Here is a 19609-nt window from a genome sequence, read left to right as displayed (position 1 = left end):
CCCAATTATAGACTTCCTTGATAAATTTGATACAGAGCTCGTAATTCATTAAACAAACGTATTTCTCGTTTATGCAGGATAACTCAATAAAATCTACTTGTTCCTATTGTGGAGTAGGGTGCGGTTTACTCATAAAGAAAGACTCTAAGAATAAAGTTTCGGTTGAAGGTGATCCAGACCACCCGGTAAATAAAGGTATGCTGTGCTCAAAAGGCAGAAACCTTCATTATGTGGTAAATGATACTTCAGACCGGTTGCTTTATCCTCAAATGCGCTGGAGTAAATCGCATCCTAATCTGGATAGGGTAGATTGGGATACTGCATTAGAGCGTGCTGCACATGTTTTTAAATCCATTATCAAACAGCACGGTCCGGATAGCGTGGGCTTCTATGTTTCAGGGCAATGCTTAACCGAAGAATATTATATCGCCAATAAACTTGTAAAAGGCTTTTTAGGAACTAATAATATTGATACCAATAGCCGTTTGTGTATGAGTAGTGCAGTGGTGGGCTATAAAAAGACTTTTGGTGAAGATTCTGTTCCTATTGCTTATGCAGATATTGAACTGGCAGATTGTTTTTTGATTACCGGAGCTAATCCGGCGTATTGCCATCCTATACTGTTTCGGCGTATTGAAGCACATAAAGAAAAGAATCCCGATGTTAAAACAATAGCTGTAGATCCACGACGTACAGATACCGCAGCTTATGCAGATTTACATCTTCAGCTGTTGCCCGGTACTGATATCATTCTATATAACGCCATTGGCCGAAGACTTTTAGAACAAGGTCTGGTAGATAAAGATTTCATAGATAATCACACCGAAGGTTTTGCGCAATATCGGGCTCAAGTTATGCAACTGTCTTTAAAGGAAGCTGCAAAGCAATGTGGAGTTCCGGTGGCTGACATAAAAAAGGCTGCTGACATAATAGGCATCAGTAAAGGTTTTATAAGTATGTGGGCGATGGGCTTAAACCAAAGCGTCGTAGGTACTAATAAGAATTTTGCCCTCTTAAACCTATCTTTAATTACCGGTCAAGTTGGCAAGCCGGGCTCGGGTCCTTTTTCACTCACTGGTCAACCTAATGCTATGGGAGGTCGTGAAGTGGGCGGTATGGCTAATTTATTAGCGGTGCACAAAGATTTAATGAATGAAAATCATCGTCGCGAAGTCGCTCATTTCTGGGGTGTAAACGAGATTTCTGGAAAACCGGGCTACACCGCAACACAGATGTTTGAAGCCTTAGAGACAGGACGATTAAAAGCAGTATGGATTATTTGCACCAATCCGTCTGTGAGTTTGCCAGATGTGCGGAAGGTTGATAAAGCCCTTCAAAATGCAAAATTCGTTGTGGTTCAGGACATTTCTAAGCGATCAGATACGTTGCAATATGCAGACTTAATTTTGCCTGCTGCAGGATGGCTGGAGAAAGAAGGAACGATGACCAATTCAGAACGAAGGATTTCGCACTTGCCTAAGGTTGTGGAGGCACCCGGTGAGGCAAGGCCAGATGTAGAAATACTTTGTGATTTTGCACAAAAAATGGGGTTCAGAGGCTTTGATTACTACAATACCTCAGAGATTTATCAAGAATACGCCGCGATGACTAAAGGCACCAATATTGATATTTCTTACCTTAATTATGATCGTCTAAAAAACGAGGGAACATTTCAATGGCCGGTGAATACATACAGACATACCGGAACACCGCGTTTGTTTGAGGATAAAAAGTTTTATACACCTAGTAAAAAGGCGGTATTTAATATTCCGTCTACTTTGTACAATCGTTCTATAAAGCCTGATGCCGAATATCCCTTTGTGTTAACAACAGGTCGTGTGCGCGATCAATGGCATACCATGACAAAAACCGGCAAGGTGTCCCGTTTAAAAACGCATTATCCCACACCGGTATTGGAAATTCATCCGGTTGATGCCGTTAAACTAAAGATAAGAGAAGGAACTATTTGTGAGGTTGCTAGCGAAAACGGTAATGTTCGTGTAAAAGCAAAACTTACTGATACCATACGACAGGGCGTTGTGTTTTTACCTATGCATTGGGGAAAAAAGTTAGCCTCTGATCTCAATCGCACCAATAATTTGACGCAAAATATGGTGGATCCTCAGAGCAAAGAACCAGACTTTAAGTTTACTGCGGTACGTGTGGAAAAGTATACTAAAAAGCGAGAAAAAATCGTCGTTATAGGTTCGGGAGCAGCTGCATTTCGCTTTATTCAAAATTATAGAGAGCGCAATACACAAGATATTATTTGTGTCTTTTCAAAAGAAGCACATCCCTTTTATAATCGGGTGCTCCTGCCGGAATATATCACTGAAGAATTATCCTGGGAGCAGTTGCTTAAAATAAAAGAGCAACACCTTTCTACATTAGATATCAGACTTTTTAAGAATAATTCTATTGTTGATATCGATAAGAAATCGAGAACCTTAAAAGACAGTCAAGGTATTTATCATGCCTATGATAAATTAATCATCGCCACCGGAAGCAGGGCCTTTGTTCCTACAGATGTGCGATTAGATCTTCCGGGTAGGTTTACTATGCGGGATAAACTTGATGCAGATCGATTTAAAAAGTACTTGATGCAATCGGGAATTCCTAATGATCAGCAACATGTCGTGATTGTAGGAGGCGGACTTTTAGGACTTGAATTGGCAGCGGCGCTTCGGCATAAATCAGTTAAAATAACCATCATTCAGCGCTCATCATATTTAATGGAGCGGCAATTGGATAGTATAGCCAGTAATATGCTTGCAAACAATGTGCAGCAACGCGGAATTCAGATCTATTTTGACAATGAAGTGAGTACGGTTTTTGACGCGGAAGAAAGTCATAGTTTAGAGGTCACTCTAAAAAGTGGAAAAGTTTTGGAAGCTAACGCAATTGTCTATGCCGTAGGTACGCGACCTAATATTGAGATTGCACGCAAGGCTGGATTAAAAATGGGTAAAGGGCTACGTGTAAATGAGTATATGCAAACTTCAGAGGCCTCTATTTTTGCCCTTGGGGAAATAGCAGAATTTAGAAACCAAACTTTTGGGATCACCGCAGCGGCTGAAGAACAGGCTAATATTCTGGCTAACTATTTAGCAGGCGATATTAGCAATCCTTATAAGGGTTCTGTGTTGATGAATATTCTCAAGTTTGAAGATTTAGACCTCTGTAGTATAGGACAGGTGAGTGTGCCTAAAAATGATCCTTCGTATGAGGAAGTTATTTTTATGGATGTCTCAAAACAATACTATAAAAAATGCATCATCAAAGATGATTTACTAGTAGGAGCAATTTTGATGGGGGACAAGCAAGAGTTTGCAGAATTCAAGAATTTAATTGACAGCCGCATTGAACTTGCAGAAAAACGCGAATTATTACTTAGAGGAGCAACCAAGCAAGAGCCGGTAAAAGGTAAACTTATTTGTTCATGTAGTCAGGTGGGAAGCGGCAATATTGAAGAAGCAATAAGACAGGGATGCACAGATTTTACTGCACTTTGTGATCAAACCGGAGCCGGACTAGGCTGCGGAAGCTGTAAAACCGAAGTACGTGAAATATTAACCGAAGCGACTGTAAAACTATGAGACAGCAATTTTCAAGAGTAATTGTAAAAGGAGGAGTGGTGTCTCCTGGTGAGTTAAAAATTATTCTAGATCAAGCAGAGCGTCTAGATTTAGACACTATTGCTTTTGGGTCTCGACAGGATATTTTGTTTTTGACTCAAAATAAAATAGTAGATAATTCTTCAAGTCTTAGATTGGTGACCCCTGATGGCGATCGGGTAGAAAATATAATGAGTTCTTATGTTACGAGTGACCTGTTTGCAAGTACCCATTGGCTTACTGGAGATCGTTACTTATATATTCTCGAACAGTTTCAGAATACACCAAAGCTTAAAATAAATATTGTAGATCCTAAACAGCGCGTAGTGCCCTTGTTTACAGGACACTTGAATTTTATCGCTTCTGAACAAGAAGATTATTGGTATCTATATATGCGTCTTCCACATTGGGAAAAAACGCAGATGTATCCGGTATTGATCTACAGTTGGGATTTGGCACAGATAGCAGAAGCTGTTGAAAGAATTCTGAAAGAAGAACCCCAGAATGTTGAGATGGTTTTTGATCTGGTCATCGATGCTACCGATTTAAATAACAAAACGGTTTCATCTCCTTTAGCGATGGATTTTCAACCTTTTCCTTATTGTGAAGGAATGAACCGTATGCAATCTGGCAAGTATTGGTTAGGCTTGTATTGGCGAAATAACAAGTATGACATAAAATTTTTAAAAGGATTATGTGATTTGTGTGTAACCTCTAAAATTGGCAAAATCGCACTAACACCCTTTAAATCATTTATAGTTAAAGGAATTCCTTCGGAAGATAAACTGGCTTGGGAAAAATTCTTAGGGTTATCAGGAATCAATGTTAGGCACAGTATGCTTGAGCTCAATTGGCATTTGCCGGTTGCGAATGAAATGGCTTTGAATTTAAAACAGTTTTTAGTTGACTCATTCAATAAGCAAGACATCAGCACATATGGGTTAACCTTTGGCATTGCAGACTTTTATCGAAGCGGTTCGTATTTCACATCAATTGTTATCGAAAGAAATAAACCCGATGTTTTACCGGTTGAATTTGAAGCCAGAGCTAGCTTTAATATTGTTTATGCTCGGGATTTTGATCCCAATACGCAAGATTATATTGTGCACGTTCAAGATGTAGATCAGTCTGAATTACCCGCCTTATTGATGGAACTTAGTCAAATGTATTTTAAAAATTTAGGAGATAAAAAACCTGCAAAAGAAGTAAGTGCTCCAAAACTTCAAACTATAAAAGTAGCGGTGTATCAGTGCAATTCGTGTCAAACAATTTATGATTATAGATTTGGCGATCAGACGCAAAACATACAACCTGGAGTACTTTTTGAAAAACTACCCAACGAATACTGTTGCTCGTTGTGTGAGGGGCCAAAAGAGAATTTTAGTAAAATATCTTTTATGGCAGAATTGAATCAGTAAGCGCTCGGTTGTGTTTCTACTTGCTGAGCGATCTGCAACATCTGATCTCTATGATTTACTACGTGGCCTAAAACAATAATAGCAGGATTACTCAGTTGTTTCTCTTTGTAAATTTGAGCGATGGTATTAACCGTTCCTATGGCTATTTTTTCATTACTTAAACTGCCATTTTGAATAATGGCTACGGGCAGTTCATATTTGTTTTGAGCTTTAAATAAGTCCAGAATCTCATTGAGTTTAGAAGTACCCATAAGTATTACTACAGTTGCGTTACTCTGTGCAGCGAGCTCCACATCCTTAGATAACGTATGCGCTTTGGTCGTACCGGTTATCACCCAAAAACTTTCAGAAACACCTCGCTTTGTGAGCGGTATATTTTGTAATGCAGGTACAGCATTACACGAGGAGATTCCTGGGATTACGCTTGCCGATATTCCGCGTTGAGCAGCGTATAGCATTTCTTCGGCACCGCGACCAAAAATGAATGGATCACCGCCTTTAAGACGCACCACTATAGCATTATTCTGAGCTCTATCTACAATCAGATCATTTATTTGATCTTGGTGATAGGCATAGCACCCCTTGCGTTTTCCAACAAAGATCAATTCGGTTTCCGGTTTGCAGTGTTTTAATACTTCGGGATTAACTAATGCATCATAAAGCACTATATCTGCACTTTTCAATGCTTTTAAACCTTTTAGCGTCAGTAATTCTGGATCGCCGGGTCCGGCACCGAGTAGTATGAGTTTTCCTGTATTCATAATTTAGATATATATACGTATTATTTTATTGAAATCTCTGTAATTAATTGCTATTGAAATTAATTATCTCAAATAATTAGAATAAAATTAAGTATTAATACGTAATAAATCAAATTTTAAAATATATTTGAATGGGAATTTTAAAACGCTATTATGAAAAACATTACCATTACTCTGCTTTTCTTCTGCATGTTTCAAATGGGAGCACAGGAGTTTACTGTTGACGCCGATTTACGGCAACGCTTTGAATACCGCCACGGGTTTACTACGCTTTTTCCAGACAATGCAGAACCTGCAGCATTTGTAAGACAACGAGCACGTTTAAATTTTAATTACTCAGCCGAAAAGCTCAAACTTTTTATTGCAGTTCAAGACGTGAGCACTTGGGGCGATACGAGACAGATTCTGCCGGCTGATGGTAATGATTCGTTTATGCTCTTTCAAGCTTGGGCAGAACTTCAACTGGGTACCCATTGGTCTACCAAGTTGGGAAGACAAGTGATCTCTTATGACGACCAACGCATTTTTGGAGGTTTAGATTGGGCTATGCAAGGTCGTTTTCACGATGCTGCTCTTTTAAAATATAAAAAAGAACGTACACAGCTTGATCTGGGATTTGCTTTTAGTCAGCAAGGTGAATCTATTTTAGGTACTACATATAACATCCCGGGGTTCTTTACTTATAAGAGTATGCAGTATGTTTATTTTAAGCAAAGTTGGGAGCAATCAAGCTTTAGTTTACTAGGTTTAAATACAGGTTTTCAGCGTTTTGCTCAAGAAGATATGACGCAGGCAGATGGCGTGTATTATACGCATACTGTGGGTTCTTATTTTACGTTTCCTGTAGCCAAGCTGAAGTTATCAGGAAGTGCGTATTATCAATTTGGTGAAGCCTATCCTGTAGATGAGTCGTTATCTGCTTATCAATTGGCACTAAACGCCACATATAAAGTAGGTAGCACGCTTCTTGGGGTAGGTGCCGAATTGCTAAGTGGTTCTGATCAAGGAAGTTCAGACCGTAAATCATTTTTTCCTCTATATGGGACCAATCATAAATTCAACGGGTTTATGGATTATTTCTATGTGGGTAATCACGCCAATAATGTGGGGCTTAATGATTTTCACGCAAAAGCTGTTTTTAAAACCGGTGAACGCGCTACCTTGCTTACTGCCCTGCATTATTTTACCTCAAATGGTTCATTAGCCGAGACTACAGATAAGTATTTAGGAACTGAATTAGATCTGGTTTATACGCAGCCGTTGATCAAAAATATAAAATTACAGTTGGGCTATTCGCATATGTTTGCTTCATCAAATATGTCTTTAATCAAAAATGGAGTCACTTCAGAAAATACAAACAATTGGGGATGGGCGCTGCTTGTTATCAATCCAAAGTTATTCAATCATAATTTTGACTAGGGAAGTGGTTACCTATCATTTAATGAAAAGCCTGCTGAAAATGATCTTCAGCAGGCTTTCTTTTTTCGTATTGTCGGGATGAGAGGATTCGAACCTCCGATCTCGCGCCCCCCAGACGCGCACTTTAACCGGACTAAGCTACATCCCGAAATTTTTGCAGGCTGCAAATATAAATATTTGTAACAGACCACAAAGTTTTAATCCTATATAACACATAATAGCGTTGCCACTATAATTTATATCAATTAGTGAATATTCATTAAATAAAGTTAATTGTTTAAATATTTTAAAATTATAACGTTATAGTTTATTGAATAATAATTTTTTGTACCTTAAAGGTAGTATTTGTTTAATTCCTCAATCTCAATATTATGAAACTATCTTTAATAACGCTTATTTTTTTGATCAGTACTGTTTACAGTACAAATCAAACCGAAATCAAACAGGACAATGATGTTTTAATCAGAGGTACCTGGGAGCTCAGAGACTTTTATCATTATGACGAAAATGAAGTCGTTGATACTGTAGCAACGACTGATGGTTATCGTCAAATAAAAATGTATACTAAAGACCGCGTGATGTGGACGCGCTATGTACCCAAAGATTCCGTTGAATGGTTTGGATACGGCAGTTATGTCGCTTCAGATGATCAGCTTAAAGAAACGCTAGAGTATGGATCGGAGAGCATGATGAATGTTATTGACACCCTACGTATTTTTACATTCGAATTGCAGATTTCAGAGAATGAATACAGTCAAATCACTGTGGATGAAGAAGGTAATCGTATTTTCTCTGAAAACTACAAACGTATCGAATAGCTATTTCTCTATCGCCGCAACTTCTTTTTCGGTGACGGGTTTATCTGAAGAATTTCCCCAGGAATTTAAGATGTAATTCATAACATCTGCAACCTCGTCATCATACAATCCTAACGGAGCCATTATACTGTTATAATCGGTTCCGTTTACGGTTATAGGGCCTTGTAAACCGTATTTCACCGCGTGAATAGCTTTGGTTCTATTATTTAATAAATAATCTGCTTTAGCCAAAGGCGGAAATGCCCCCGGAATACCTTCTCCGGTCGCCATATGACATTGCATACAAAAGTCTTCGTACACGGTCTTTCCGCGCTTTATACTGTTTTGCAATGAGGTATCCTTTTGAATAGGAATATAAACAGACGCACTAGTGCCAAAACTTTGATCTCCTTTAGACGCTGAAAAAATTATAATAATTGCGAAGCTCGCGAGTGTGATTAATGCAGTTTTCAATTTTGTACAAGTTTTACGATTCCTACTCCTTCAACACCAACATAAACGAAGCCGTCTGGGCCTTGAATTACATTACGCACACGACCAACACCGTCCAGCAGTTTTTCTCTTTTTATAACTGAATTGTTTTCATCTAAATAGAGTGCTTCGAGATAAACAAACTTAAGAGAACCTACTAAAAGGTTGCCTTTTAATTCTGGATAGGCATCACTGGTAACCATTGCCATTCCGCTAGGTGCGATTGAAGGTACCCAATAGTAAAGAGGTTGCTCCATTCCTTCCTTTTTGGTAATGTCTGTAATATCTGTACCGCTGTAATTGATTCCGTAGGTAATGACCGGCCAGCCATAATTAGCACCTTTTTTAATTACATTGATTTCATCGCCACCACGTGGACCGTGCTCGTGCACCCAAATTTCGTTTGTTTCTGGGTTGATGAGCATCCCTTGCGGATTGCGATGCCCGTAAGACCAAATGGCCTCTTTAGCATTTTCAGTTCCTACGAATGGATTATCTGTGGGTATACTTCCGTCTAAATTTAAGCGGTACACTTTACCGTTGTCGCGAGTGATATCTTGTGGATTAATATCACGCTCACCACGTTCACCTGCTGTAAAAAATACGTGGCCAGCATCGTCAAATACGATACGACTACCCCAGTGCTGGCCTTTAGTGGTATTGGGCGTAGCTTTATAAAGCACTTCTTGATTACTGAGGCTATTGCCCGATAATTGCGCACGCATAAGCGCAGTGTTTCCTCCTTTGGCTTCACCTTCGGTAGAAGAGTAGGTGAAATATATAAATCCGTCACTTTCATAATTCGGACTCAACTGAATATCTAATAATCCGCCTTGCCCCCGATTGTAAACTTCCGGAACTCCGTCAATAGTTATTTTCTCACCGTTTACAAAGTGAATTAGTTCGCCTGATTTCTCTGTTATGAGTAAGCTTCCGTCTGGCAAGAATGCCATTCCCCAAGGATTGATCAAGTCAGGAACAATGACTTCGTATTCGTAGGCTTCAGAAACTGTAATAGGTACATCATTATCTTTAACCTCTTTAGGGTTTTGAGCACAAGCGATTACTGTGGTAAGCACGGATAAAAGAAGAATGCTAAAGTTTTTCATATAAGAAATTTTGATTTAAAAATAGTGAAAACCTAACAATCCCTAATAGTAGAATTCAAACATCGGTGTAAATTTGCATTGTTAATAACGACTTATAATTAGCGATTGACTAGTCTTTATAAGTATAGCTAAAAAACTATTTTTGTTTAGATCACTAGAGTTTATGATATTAGGCCAAGAGTTGATCTTTCAATAAATATAAAAAATGTAGAATTCCACAGCACGTGGATAATATTTAAATAAAATGGCAGTAGAACGTATTAAATGTTTAATTATTGGGTCTGGTCCTGCAGGTTACACCGCAGCAATTTATGCTTCAAGAGCAGATTTGAAACCGGTAGTCTACACAGGTATGGAACCCGGTGGACAATTAACTACGACCACTGAAGTTGATAATTTTCCCGGATATCCTGAAGGAATTGACGGTCCAACTATGATGGTGCAGTTGCAGCAACAAGCAGAACGTTTTGGTACCGAAGTGCGTATAGGAATGATTACCAACGTTGAATTTTCTTCTGAGGAAGGAGGCATTCATAAAGCTACCGTAGATAATACTACTGAGATCGAAGCAGAATCTGTGATCATTTCAACAGGTGCAACAGCGCGCTACCTCGGGTTACCTAGTGAGCAGCGCTTGCGCGGTGGTGGTGTTTCGGCCTGTGCGGTTTGTGATGGATTTTTCTATAAAAATCAGCGTGTGGCTATCGTAGGTGGTGGGGACACTGCTGCGGAAGAAGCTACTTATCTTGCTAACATTTGTGAGCACGTTACAATGCTTGTGCGTAAAGATGAGATGCGTGCTTCAAAAGCAATGCAACATCGTGTGAATTCAAGAAAAAATATCACCGTACTTTATAATACTGAAGTTGAAGAAGTAGTAGGTGAGCAAGTAGTAGAAGGATTGAAAATGATCAACAATCAGACTAAAGAAGTATCTGAAATCGAGATCACAGGTCTATTTATCGCTATTGGTCACAAGCCGAATACTGACATTTTTAAAGGACAGCTGGAAATGGACGAAACCGGTTATATTCTTACTGAAGGAAAATCTACTAAAACCGGTAAACCTGGTGTGTTTGCGAGTGGAGATGTTCAAGATAAAGAATACCGTCAGGCTATTACTGCCGCTGGAACAGGATGTATGGCAGCACTAGATGCAGAACGTTATTTAGCATCTGTGGAAGAAAAAGTTGAAGCATAATAATACTTATAACATGCTTACAAATAAAAAAAGCTCTTGCATTAGCAAGAGCTTTTTTTATGCTTATTACTGAAGAACCGTTCTAATCCTCGTCTTCTTCAGATTCATCATCAACCATTTCCTCATCTTCTTCATCCATTTTTTCAGGGATTTCAGAAATTGGCTCGTTTAGATCATCATCATCATAATCTTCAACGTCATAATTTTCCATAGACGTTTCTAACTTTTTACTCACCTTCACCAAGTATATCGTATCTGCAGTGCGTACTTCTACACACTCGATGGTTTCGTTTTGAGCATTTTTAAATGATATGATGTGGTCATCATCATATCCGTAGGGGTACTTATCAACCAGAAGCGCAAGAATCTCTGGGGTAAGCTTTTTAAAATCAACTATTACGCGACGCATAAATAAAATTTAATTTTTGTTGCAAATTGTGGTTAAATGTAAAAAAAAACGAATGGGTTGTGCAACACTATTCACTTAATTCTTTTTTAATTTTTTATAATACTCAAAAGCATTGTAAATCAATTCGTTTGAAGCTTCTTGATTGAGAACAACTTCGCCTATACGATTAAGCAAAACAAAGAGCACCTTTCCGTGGCTGTTTTTCTTATCGTACTTGAGTAAAGTGATGATACTCTCTATATCTTTTTCTGTAAATTCAACGCTAGGGTAGAAGGCCAAGATCGCTTCTGAAATTACATCACACTCTGATTTAGGCAGACTGCACAATTCACTAGATAAATAATTGGCCAAGATCATACCAATTGCGATGGCTTCACCGTGCAGCAAGCGTTCTTTTTGATCGCTTTCCATAAAATAAGATTCAATGGCGTGACCTAGCGTATGCCCATAATTGAGACTTTTTCTTCTATTCTTCTCGAAGGGATCTTCTAAAACCACTTCGTTTTTTATAGCAATAGATTGTCTGATCAATTCAGCCAGACTTTCAAAATCTGTATATTTTGCTTGCTTTACCGTATTCCAATACGCTTCAGAACTGATGAGGCCATGTTTAAGCATTTCGGCATAACCGCTACGCAGTTCTTCAACAGAAAGCGTTCCTAAGAAATGAGTGTCAACCAGAACCAGCTCAGGATTACTAATGATCCCAATTTGATTTTTTAACGGTCCGAGATCTACACCGGTTTTTCCACCTACAGAAGCATCAACCATTGCGAGTAAGGTAGTAGGAATATTGATGAAATCAATGCCGCGTTTAAAACAACATGCTACAAAACCGCCAAGATCAGTTACGACACCACCACCAAGATTGATCAAGGCACTGTTGCGATCAGCATTCAGCTCTGACAGCACATTCCATACTCCTTCACACGTTTCAAGATTTTTAAACTCTTCACCCGGATCAATCTCTATAATTTCAATAGTCGTTTGAGTGACTATATTCTGAAGAAAAGGCGCCAAACAATGCTCGTGTGTATTACTGTCTACAAGCACAAACAGGATGCTGTAATTTTTTTCCTTTAAAATAGCATTAAGATTTGAGTAGCCGTTTTCGCCAAAAACAACCTGATAATCTTTAGCTTGAATTGCTTCCATGTTAAAGTTTTTTGAGGTTGTGAAATTAATATCTTTTTATAACAATCCCTTTGCGATTTGGCTATATTTGACGCCTAATTTTAGAATATGTTAGAACAAAAAATATTTGATGATACAAAGACTGCATTTTCTTTAAAATCAGATAGTGAGCTTGAGCGAGCTTACTTCTTGTTTAAGATGATTTCCTTGCAGCCTTTGGTAAAAATAGGCACGGCGGTTACTCGCTTTGCATTAAACGCCAGTCTTCCGGTAGAAGGTTTGGTGCGCGCTACCGTTTTTGATCATTTTTGCGGTGGGGTAAGTGAGAAAGATTGTGTTTCTACCATTGATGCGATGTACAGTAAAAATGTACATTCTGTTTTAGATTTTTCGGTAGAAGGGAAGGAGACCGAAAGTTTATTTGATTCTGCTCTAGAACGCGTGATGAGTCTTATTGATTTTGCTAAAGACCGACCCGGGATGCCTTTTTCGGTTTTTAAACCTACCGGTTTTGGCCGTTTTGAAGTTTGGCGAAAGGTTACCGAAAATGAAACGCTTTCAGATAAAGAACAACAAGAATGGAAACGTATTCAGGAGCGTTTTCATAAAGTATGTAAAAAAGCAAAAGCTTGTGATATAAAATTGCTTATTGATGCCGAAGAAAGTTGGATGCAAGGTGCTGTAGATGATCTTGTACTTGAGATGATGCAAACTTATAATCAAGAGAAACCCATTGTTTTTACAACCTTGCAATGTTATCGCTGGGATCGTTTAGCTTATTTAAAGGATCTGCATCAAGACGGAATCGAAAAAGGATATCATTTAGGGATAAAAATCGTGCGCGGCGCGTATATGGAAAAAGAGCGTGCTCGTGCCGAAGAAAAAGGTTATGATTCTCCAATTTGTAAAGATAAGCCTGAAACTGATGCGCATTTTAATGCGATGTTAGTTTACATCTTTGACAACCTAGAAGATATTTGGGCATTCATTGGGACGCATAATGAAGAAAGTAATTATTTGGCTATCGAAATTATGGCACAGAAAGAAATTGCTCCAGATGATGGTCGTGTATGGTTTGGTCAATTATATGGTATGAGTGATCACATTAGCTATAACTTGGCAAAGGAAGGGTATAACGTTACCAAATACGTTCCTTTTGGGCCTGTTAAAGATGTGATGCCCTACTTGATAAGAAGAGCTGAAGAAAATACTTCGGTTGCGGGTCAAACCAACCGAGAGCTTTCGTTAATTCAGGAAGAACGCAGACGTCGCAAACTAAATTAGACGGACTTATATTAAAAAGGCTTACCTCTCTGGTAGGCCTTTTTAATTATAAAGCAGGTTGAATTTAATGCTTAATCACACTCAAAACTTCAAAAGTTTCGTCGCAAAGTTCAAGTGTTGTAGTAATAGGAGTGGGCATCGTTTCTTGTGAATGAATCATATAAAATCCACACGGTTCTTTTCGGGTATCACTTTTATCAAAATCAACTTCCCCTTCTAGGAAAACAGTGTTTAAATCTGAAGTGTCAAGCTTTAATTCTTGTAATTGTTTTTCAGCTTGCTCAGAGAGTGTGTAACCATTATTCCGGATGGTTTTGAGTACGCGTGCATTAGGCATATAATCGCAAGAGGGTAATTCAACCCCGCTACCTTTTACAAAAAAAGCTAAAAGAATAAGGCCAATAGCAAAACCACCAAGATAGAAACCTAATCGGTATAAAATTTTCATGTGCTGTATTTAGATCTAAAAAAATAAGAGATTGATATCTCTAAATGGAAGATCAAACCAATCTGCAACAGACTTGCTGGTAAGAATTCCGCGGTAAAAATACAATCCGTTTTTTAAACCTTTATTGATACGCAGACTATTTTCTAGTCCGCCGTGTTCACCAATTTCTAAAAGATACGGCGTAAAAATATTACTAATTGATAGTGAGGAAGTTCTCGCGTAACGAGAAGGAATATTAGGCACACAATAATGTACCACATCGTGTTTGACAAAGGTAGGCTTATCGTGCGAGGTAACTTCTGAAGTTTCAAAGCTACCACCCATATCAATACTAACATCGATAATGATTGATCCCGGTTTCATATATTCTAGCATGGTCTCTGTAACGATTACAGGAGATCTATCCTTACCTCTCACGGCTCCGATAGCTACATCACAACGGCGCAAAGCCTTAAGTAAATTTTTTGGCTGAATGGTAGACGTATATAAAGGTTGGCCCACACTTACTTGAAGACAACGTAGTTTAGTAAGAGAGTTGTCAAAAACTTTTACGTTAGCACCAAGACCCAGTGCAGAGCGTGTTGCAAATTCACCAACTGTGCCCGCACCAATGATCACAACTTCCACAGGGGGAACTCCGCTAATATTGCCAAACATCAATCCGTTACCTCCATCTTGCCGTGACATCAGTTCTGAAGCGATAAGTACAGATGCGGTACCGGCAATTTCACTTAACGCTCTAACGGCAGGGTAGGTGCCATCAGCATCTTTAATAAATTCAAAAGCAAGTGCTGTAATGCGTTTTGTAGCTAGAATTTTAAAGTATTCTTTTTTCTGAGTTTTGAGTTGCAGTGCAGAAATGATCACCGTTTGCGGATTCACCATCTCAAGCTCTTCAAGAGAAGGCGGCTCTACTTTTAATACCATCGGGCAGCCAAAAACTTTGGCCCGATCAGAAGTGATTTCTGCACCATTTTCAGAATAATCGTGATCTGTAAAACGAGCATTTTCACCTGCCTGTGATTCGATGAGCACACGATGCCCGTGTGCAACTAGGGCTCCCACTGCATCAGGAGTAAGGCAAACGCGTTTTTCTTGAAAGTGATTTTCTTTTGGGATACCTATAAATAGCGAACCTTTACGCTGCTCAATCTCAAGCTTTTCTTCTTGCGGAATCAGCTGTTCTCGGGTAAAAGGGCTATTTTGAATCATTTGATGATTTAGTTAAAAATAAACCTCAAATTAAACATTATTATTTAGGGAAAAAAAGAGATTGAAGTAGAATTCTTATGACTATCCCATAAATAAAGGTTCATCATCATCGTCGTCTTCTTGCTCGTCCTCTTTGGAAAATGAAGGATATTGATTTGTCAGTTCATCTTCATCTCTAATTTTTCCTTTAAAAGAGACTCTTTCAAGCTCAGACAAATCGATATTATGAATACGATCGAAAATTTTCATACGTACTGTATAAAGGAAAATGAATGCAAAAAGTATTAAGGGAGCTAGATAATAAATTTCGACACTATCTTTATAGAAAATATCCTCATTAAACAAACTGTATATTTGAAAAATATACATACAAATAGGGATAATTAAGGAGTGATACCACCAATGCTTACAAGTGAAAAACCAAATCAATAACAGTAGGAGCGGGATTAATTTGCTAAAAAATAACCATCCGGCCACGTTAACACTTTGATAAAATCCACTTTCGTATCGTATGTCAAAACCAAAAAAAGAGGTTTCCCAGATTTTGACATCTGGAAAACCTTCATATAAGTAAAAAAAGTATGGCGTACCAGCAATAAAAGCTGCTAATATACTACCCGTTAGAAGGGACTCTGATCTTAGTTGGGTCAACTTTTTTCGCTGCATAATCTGCGTTAGTATCTTGTGCTGTGTAAGTAACTGCTGTTGCACCTGCAATTAAAAGGCCTAGGAGTAATGCTTTAAGTTTCATAATAAAATGTGTTTGAGTGTTAATGATTTGTTGGTTCAAAGATGAACAACTTTTTACACCCTACTGCATTTTATAATTCTTCTATATTTGCCTCACAAAAAATGGCATTAACACATTTTATCGATTATAATTATAATGCCAATTTAGGAATAATTCTTTTACTCGTACAAATTTTGACTATAACTTTTTCGTGATTTTTAACTTGTAAGAAAAATCTTCACAGTACAATTTTTGCTTTAACATACTTTTAACAAAGTTATAAAAATTCAAGTGTTCTTACATTATCTTTTGTCGAAAAAATTCTCGCTGAATGAACTTCATCATCAAGTAAACTGTTAATTTTTTGAGGCCACTCAATTAATTTTAAACTGTCAGTTTCTAAAAGTTCTTCAATTCCTAAATCGTAAGCTTCATTTTCATCTTTTAGCCTGTATAAATCCAGATGAAAAATGGATGCGCCTGCATCTGTTTTATACTCATTAATCAATGAAAAAGTTGGGCTCGAAACATTATCTGCTGAGCCCAACCTTTTAACCAAAGCTTTAATTAAAGTTGTTTTACCTGCGCCTAAATCTCCATAGAATAGAATTGTTGAAAATTTTAAATTCTTGATTAAGGCTTCAGCTACTTCGTCAATCTGATCTAATGCATAGGTATATTCCATATAAAGACAGCGATGTTATCTTGGGTTTAATACAATAAACGGAATGATCACCTCCTCAAGAGAAACACCACCGTGTTGATAGGTGTTTCTAAAATAGCTCACATAATGATTGTAATTATTAGGATAAGCAAAAAAGAGATCTCCCTTGGCAAAAATAAACGAGCTACTCATATTAATGGTAGGCAAATGAATTGATTTTGGTTCTTTAGCTTCTAACACATCCTTTTGCTCATACGTCAAACTACGCCCCGTCTTATATCTTAAATTTAAACTGGTATTCTTATCACCAATTACTTTTGACGGATTTTTCACATTTATGGTTCCGTGGTCTGTGGTGAGAATAATCTTAAACCCGAGTTGTTGTGATTTCTGAATCATTTCTAAAAGGGGAGAATTCTTGAACCAACTTTCGGTAAGGGAGCGATATGATTTATCGTTACTTGCTAACTCCTTTATAACTTCCATTTCCGTTTTAGAATGGCTGAGCATATCAACAAAATTGTATACGAGTACGGTAAGATCATTTTTTTTGAGCGAATTGAAATTCTCTACTAGTTTTTTTCCGCTTTTAAGATTGGTAATCTTATGATATTCCCAATTCAGGTTACTCAGCCCTAAACGCTTCAGTTGTGCTTCTAGAAACTTGTCTTCATTTAAATTCTTTCCGCCATCATCCGTATCGTTTAACCAAAGATCAGGATGTTGTTTTTCCATCTCACTTGGCATCAAGCCGGAGAAAATCGCGTTTCGCGCATATTGTGTAGCGGTTGGCAGAATGCTGTAATAAGCGCTTTCACTTTCTTTTTTGTAATAGTTACTTATTATAGGTTCAAAAGATTTCCACTGATCGTATCTTAAATTATCTATCACAATAAGCATAACCGGCGCATCGTCCTTTTTGATCTGAGGCACAATTTTGTCTTTAAATAATGTGTGTGACATTGTAGGACGATCTTCATCGCTAAACCAGTCTTTATAATTACGCTCAATAAATTTGAAAAACTGACTATTTGCTTCGGTTTTTTGAGACTCCAGAATTTCTTGCATACTCTGATCTTCAATATTCTCTAATTCAAGCTCCCAATAAATCAACTTTTGATAGAGTTCTACCCATTCTTCATAAGAATTCACCTGCGCCATATCCATCGCAATTTTTCTAAATTCTTGCTGGTAATTGAGCGTTGTTTTTTCTGAAACCAGTCGGCTTGTATCTAAGTTCTTTTTCAGACTCAACAAAATTTGATTGGGATTCACAGGCTTTATAAGGTAATCAGCGATTTTAGAGCCAATAGCCTCTTCCATTATGTATTCTTCTTCACTTTTAGTAATCATAATGACCGGCAGCGTGTCACGTTTTGCTTTGATCTCGCTCAAGGTTTCAAGACCGGTAAGGCCCGGCATATTTTCATCAAGAAAAACCACATCAAAGTTTTGCTCTTCAACAAGTTCAATAGCTTCGGTACCACTCTGACACGTGGTCACCTCATAATTTTTCTTTTCTAAAAATAAGATGTGAGGTTTTAATAAATCAATTTCATCATCTACCCATAGTATTTTAATCGTACTCATATATAGTATCTTTGTATAAGGTGATTTTAAAAATCACCTGTTGCGCACAGCGCGTTATTTAAAATTTTAAAGCCTTTCTTTTTGAAGACTCCTAACAAACTTACGATAATTAACGACCCTATTTATGGCTTTATTACCATACCCAACGGGCTCATCTTTAACTTAATTGAGCATAAATACTTTCAGCGCCTGCGCCGTATTTCTCAAATGGGCTTGTCTTATTTAGTGTATCCCGGGGCCCATCATACCCGTTTTCATCACGCAATAGGTTGTGTGCATATTATGCAAAAAGCTATGGAAAAGCTTGAGCAAAAGGGCGTTGAGATCTCTGCGGAAGAAAAGGAGGCTACGCTAGTTGCTATATTATTGCACGACATAGGTCACGGACCTTTTTCACACGCGATGGAAAACAGTATCGCAGAAGGGGTGCATCACGAGCAGATTTCGCTTCAATTTATTGAGTATCTCAATTCGGAGTTTAACGGAAGTTTAACCCTGGCTCTTAAAATTTTTAAGGGAACCTACCACCGTCCATTCTTGCATCAATTGGTTTCGGGGCAATTAGATATGGATCGTACAGATTATCTTAAAAGAGATAGTTTTTATACAGGAATGGCCGAAGGAAACATCAATACAGACCGTATTCTCGCGATGCTGAATGTAAAGGATGATGAATTGATGGTAGAGGAAAAGGGGATTTATACCATCGAAAAATTCTTGGTAGCACGACGTTTGATGTACTGGCAAGTGTATTTGCACAAGACCAGTTTGGTGGCTGAGCAAGTTCTTGTAAAAGTTTTAAAGCGTGCAAAAGCGCTTACCGAAGCAGGTTATAAGCTTCCGGCAAGTACGGCGCTTGGATACTTTCTAAAAAAGAAAAATGCAGAAGGCATCTTTGATCAAGAGGCGCTTGAAGTTTTTTCAAAATTAGATGATTACGATATAATTTCAGCAATGAAGGCGTGGTGTGAGGAAGACGATTTTGTTTTGCGTACACTTTGTAAAACAATTATTGATCGAAAATTACCACGTATTAAGATTAAGAAGAAACCCTTTAAAACCGATTTTATTCAGACGGAAAGGAGCCGGGTTAAAGCCCACTATAATATCTCTGATGAAGAAGTAGATTATTTTGTATTCACCGGTACACTTACAAATCAAGCTTATACCTTAAAAAAGGAAGCAATTAATATTCTTACAAAAAAAGGAAAAGTCATTGATGTGATTTCTGCTAGTGATCAATTGAGTTTAAAGGCCTTGTCAAAGGTGATCACAAAAAACTATATCTGCTATCCCAAACACTTAAATTAAACCCTTTTTTTCTATT

Annotated in this window: 18 protein-coding genes and 1 tRNA gene; 7 read left to right on the top strand and 12 right to left on the bottom strand. The window is 37.9% G+C overall.

The window, feature by feature from the left end; all coding sequences use genetic code 11:
- Positions 1 to 71 precede the first annotated feature (71 nt).
- Both BUA96_RS08280 and BUA96_RS08275 read left to right on the top strand, forming a co-directional pair.
- Positions 72 to 3596: a nitrate reductase gene (locus tag BUA96_RS08280; protein ID WP_072982175.1), complete on the top strand. Its 3525-nt coding sequence runs from the start codon at positions 72 to 74 to the stop codon at positions 3594 to 3596.
- Complete coding sequence (locus BUA96_RS08275) at positions 3593 to 5032, top strand: rubredoxin (RefSeq protein WP_072982173.1); 1440 nt, start codon at positions 3593 to 3595, stop codon at positions 5030 to 5032. Before BUA96_RS08280 ends, BUA96_RS08275 begins: the two co-directional genes overlap by 4 nt.
- Here the strand turns inward: BUA96_RS08275 and cobA are convergent.
- Positions 5026 to 5793, bottom strand: a complete 768-nt coding sequence (gene cobA / locus BUA96_RS08270; RefSeq protein ID WP_072982171.1) for a uroporphyrinogen-III C-methyltransferase — start codon at positions 5791 to 5793, stop codon at positions 5026 to 5028. The two genes, BUA96_RS08275 and cobA, sit on opposite strands and share 7 nt — an antisense overlap.
- Positions 5794 to 5946: 153 nt before the next feature.
- Between cobA and BUA96_RS08265 the strand changes: the two genes are divergently transcribed.
- Positions 5947 to 7212 (top strand): alginate export family protein, encoded by a 1266-nt coding sequence (locus tag BUA96_RS08265; protein ID WP_072982169.1) that lies wholly within the window; start codon positions 5947 to 5949, stop codon positions 7210 to 7212.
- A 73-nt stretch (positions 7213 to 7285) separates the two neighbouring features.
- Here the strand turns inward: BUA96_RS08265 and BUA96_RS08260 are convergent.
- Positions 7286 to 7360: transfer RNA gene (locus BUA96_RS08260), tRNA-Pro, on the bottom strand.
- Positions 7361 to 7583: 223 nt separating this feature from the next.
- Here BUA96_RS08260 and BUA96_RS08255 point away from each other — a divergent pair.
- Positions 7584 to 8030 carry a hypothetical protein gene (locus BUA96_RS08255; protein ID WP_072982167.1) on the top strand — a complete coding sequence of 149 codons (447 nt, stop codon included), beginning with the start codon at positions 7584 to 7586 and terminating at the stop codon, positions 8028 to 8030.
- On the opposite strand, the gene BUA96_RS08250 is transcribed toward BUA96_RS08255, so the two are convergent.
- On the bottom strand, positions 8031 to 8483 hold the full coding sequence (locus tag BUA96_RS08250) for a c-type cytochrome (protein ID WP_084673102.1): 453 nt from the start codon (positions 8481 to 8483) through the stop codon (positions 8031 to 8033).
- On the bottom strand, positions 8480 to 9610 hold the full coding sequence (locus tag BUA96_RS08245; RefSeq protein ID WP_072982166.1) for a PQQ-dependent sugar dehydrogenase: 1131 nt from the start codon (positions 9608 to 9610) through the stop codon (positions 8480 to 8482). Before BUA96_RS08245 ends, BUA96_RS08250 begins: the two co-directional genes overlap by 4 nt.
- A gap of 244 nt (positions 9611 to 9854) precedes the next feature.
- On the opposite strand from BUA96_RS08245, the gene trxB reads away from it, so the two are divergent.
- A complete protein-coding gene (gene trxB / locus BUA96_RS08240) occupies positions 9855 to 10811 on the top strand; it encodes a thioredoxin-disulfide reductase (RefSeq protein ID WP_072982164.1) in 957 nt (318 codons plus the stop codon).
- Between the two features lie 82 nt (positions 10812 to 10893).
- Here the strand turns inward: trxB and BUA96_RS08235 are convergent, their stop codons facing one another.
- Positions 10894 to 11220: a hypothetical protein gene (locus tag BUA96_RS08235; protein WP_072982163.1), complete on the bottom strand. Its 327-nt coding sequence runs from the start codon at positions 11218 to 11220 to the stop codon at positions 10894 to 10896.
- 75 nt (positions 11221 to 11295) lie between these two features.
- Positions 11296 to 12375, bottom strand: a complete 1080-nt coding sequence (gene aroB / locus BUA96_RS08230; RefSeq protein WP_072982161.1) for a 3-dehydroquinate synthase — start codon at positions 12373 to 12375, stop codon at positions 11296 to 11298.
- An 87-nt stretch (positions 12376 to 12462) separates the two neighbouring features.
- On the opposite strand from aroB, the gene BUA96_RS08225 reads away from it, so the two are divergent.
- Positions 12463 to 13638, top strand: coding sequence for a proline dehydrogenase family protein (locus BUA96_RS08225; protein WP_072982159.1), 1176 nt, complete (start codon positions 12463 to 12465; stop codon positions 13636 to 13638).
- A 64-nt stretch (positions 13639 to 13702) separates the two neighbouring features.
- Here BUA96_RS08225 and BUA96_RS08220 read toward each other — a convergent pair whose 3' ends face one another.
- From BUA96_RS08220 to porX, 6 genes are all read right to left on the bottom strand, one after another.
- Positions 13703 to 14086 carry a DUF4258 domain-containing protein gene (locus BUA96_RS08220; protein ID WP_072982158.1) on the bottom strand — a complete coding sequence of 128 codons (384 nt, stop codon included), beginning with the start codon at positions 14084 to 14086 and terminating at the stop codon, positions 13703 to 13705.
- A gap of 15 nt (positions 14087 to 14101) precedes the next feature.
- Positions 14102 to 15298, bottom strand: a complete 1197-nt coding sequence (locus BUA96_RS08215) for an alanine dehydrogenase (protein ID WP_072982156.1) — start codon at positions 15296 to 15298, stop codon at positions 14102 to 14104.
- Between the two features lie 81 nt (positions 15299 to 15379).
- On the bottom strand, positions 15380 to 15949 hold the full coding sequence (locus tag BUA96_RS17190; protein WP_128755669.1) for a hypothetical protein: 570 nt from the start codon (positions 15947 to 15949) through the stop codon (positions 15380 to 15382).
- On the bottom strand, positions 15912 to 16049 hold the full coding sequence (locus BUA96_RS17280; RefSeq protein WP_164916921.1) for a hypothetical protein: 138 nt from the start codon (positions 16047 to 16049) through the stop codon (positions 15912 to 15914). The genes BUA96_RS17190 and BUA96_RS17280 overlap by 38 nt, the downstream gene beginning before the upstream one ends.
- A gap of 256 nt (positions 16050 to 16305) precedes the next feature.
- Complete coding sequence (gene tsaE, locus BUA96_RS08205) at positions 16306 to 16713, bottom strand: tRNA (adenosine(37)-N6)-threonylcarbamoyltransferase complex ATPase subunit type 1 TsaE (protein ID WP_072982153.1); 408 nt, start codon at positions 16711 to 16713, stop codon at positions 16306 to 16308.
- A gap of 15 nt (positions 16714 to 16728) precedes the next feature.
- Complete coding sequence (porX, locus tag BUA96_RS08200) at positions 16729 to 18282, bottom strand: T9SS response regulator signal transducer PorX (protein WP_072982151.1); 1554 nt, start codon at positions 18280 to 18282, stop codon at positions 16729 to 16731.
- Positions 18283 to 18363: 81 nt separating this feature from the next.
- Between porX and BUA96_RS08195 the strand changes: the two genes are divergently transcribed.
- Positions 18364 to 19593 carry an HD domain-containing protein gene (locus tag BUA96_RS08195; protein WP_072982149.1) on the top strand — a complete coding sequence of 410 codons (1230 nt, stop codon included), beginning with the start codon at positions 18364 to 18366 and terminating at the stop codon, positions 19591 to 19593.
- Positions 19594 to 19609 lie beyond the last annotated feature (16 nt).

This window comes from Leeuwenhoekiella palythoae (assembly GCF_900130045.1).
GTDB lineage: Bacteria > Bacteroidota > Bacteroidia > Flavobacteriales > Flavobacteriaceae > Leeuwenhoekiella > Leeuwenhoekiella palythoae.
This window is presented reverse-complemented; position numbering and strand designations above follow the sequence as displayed.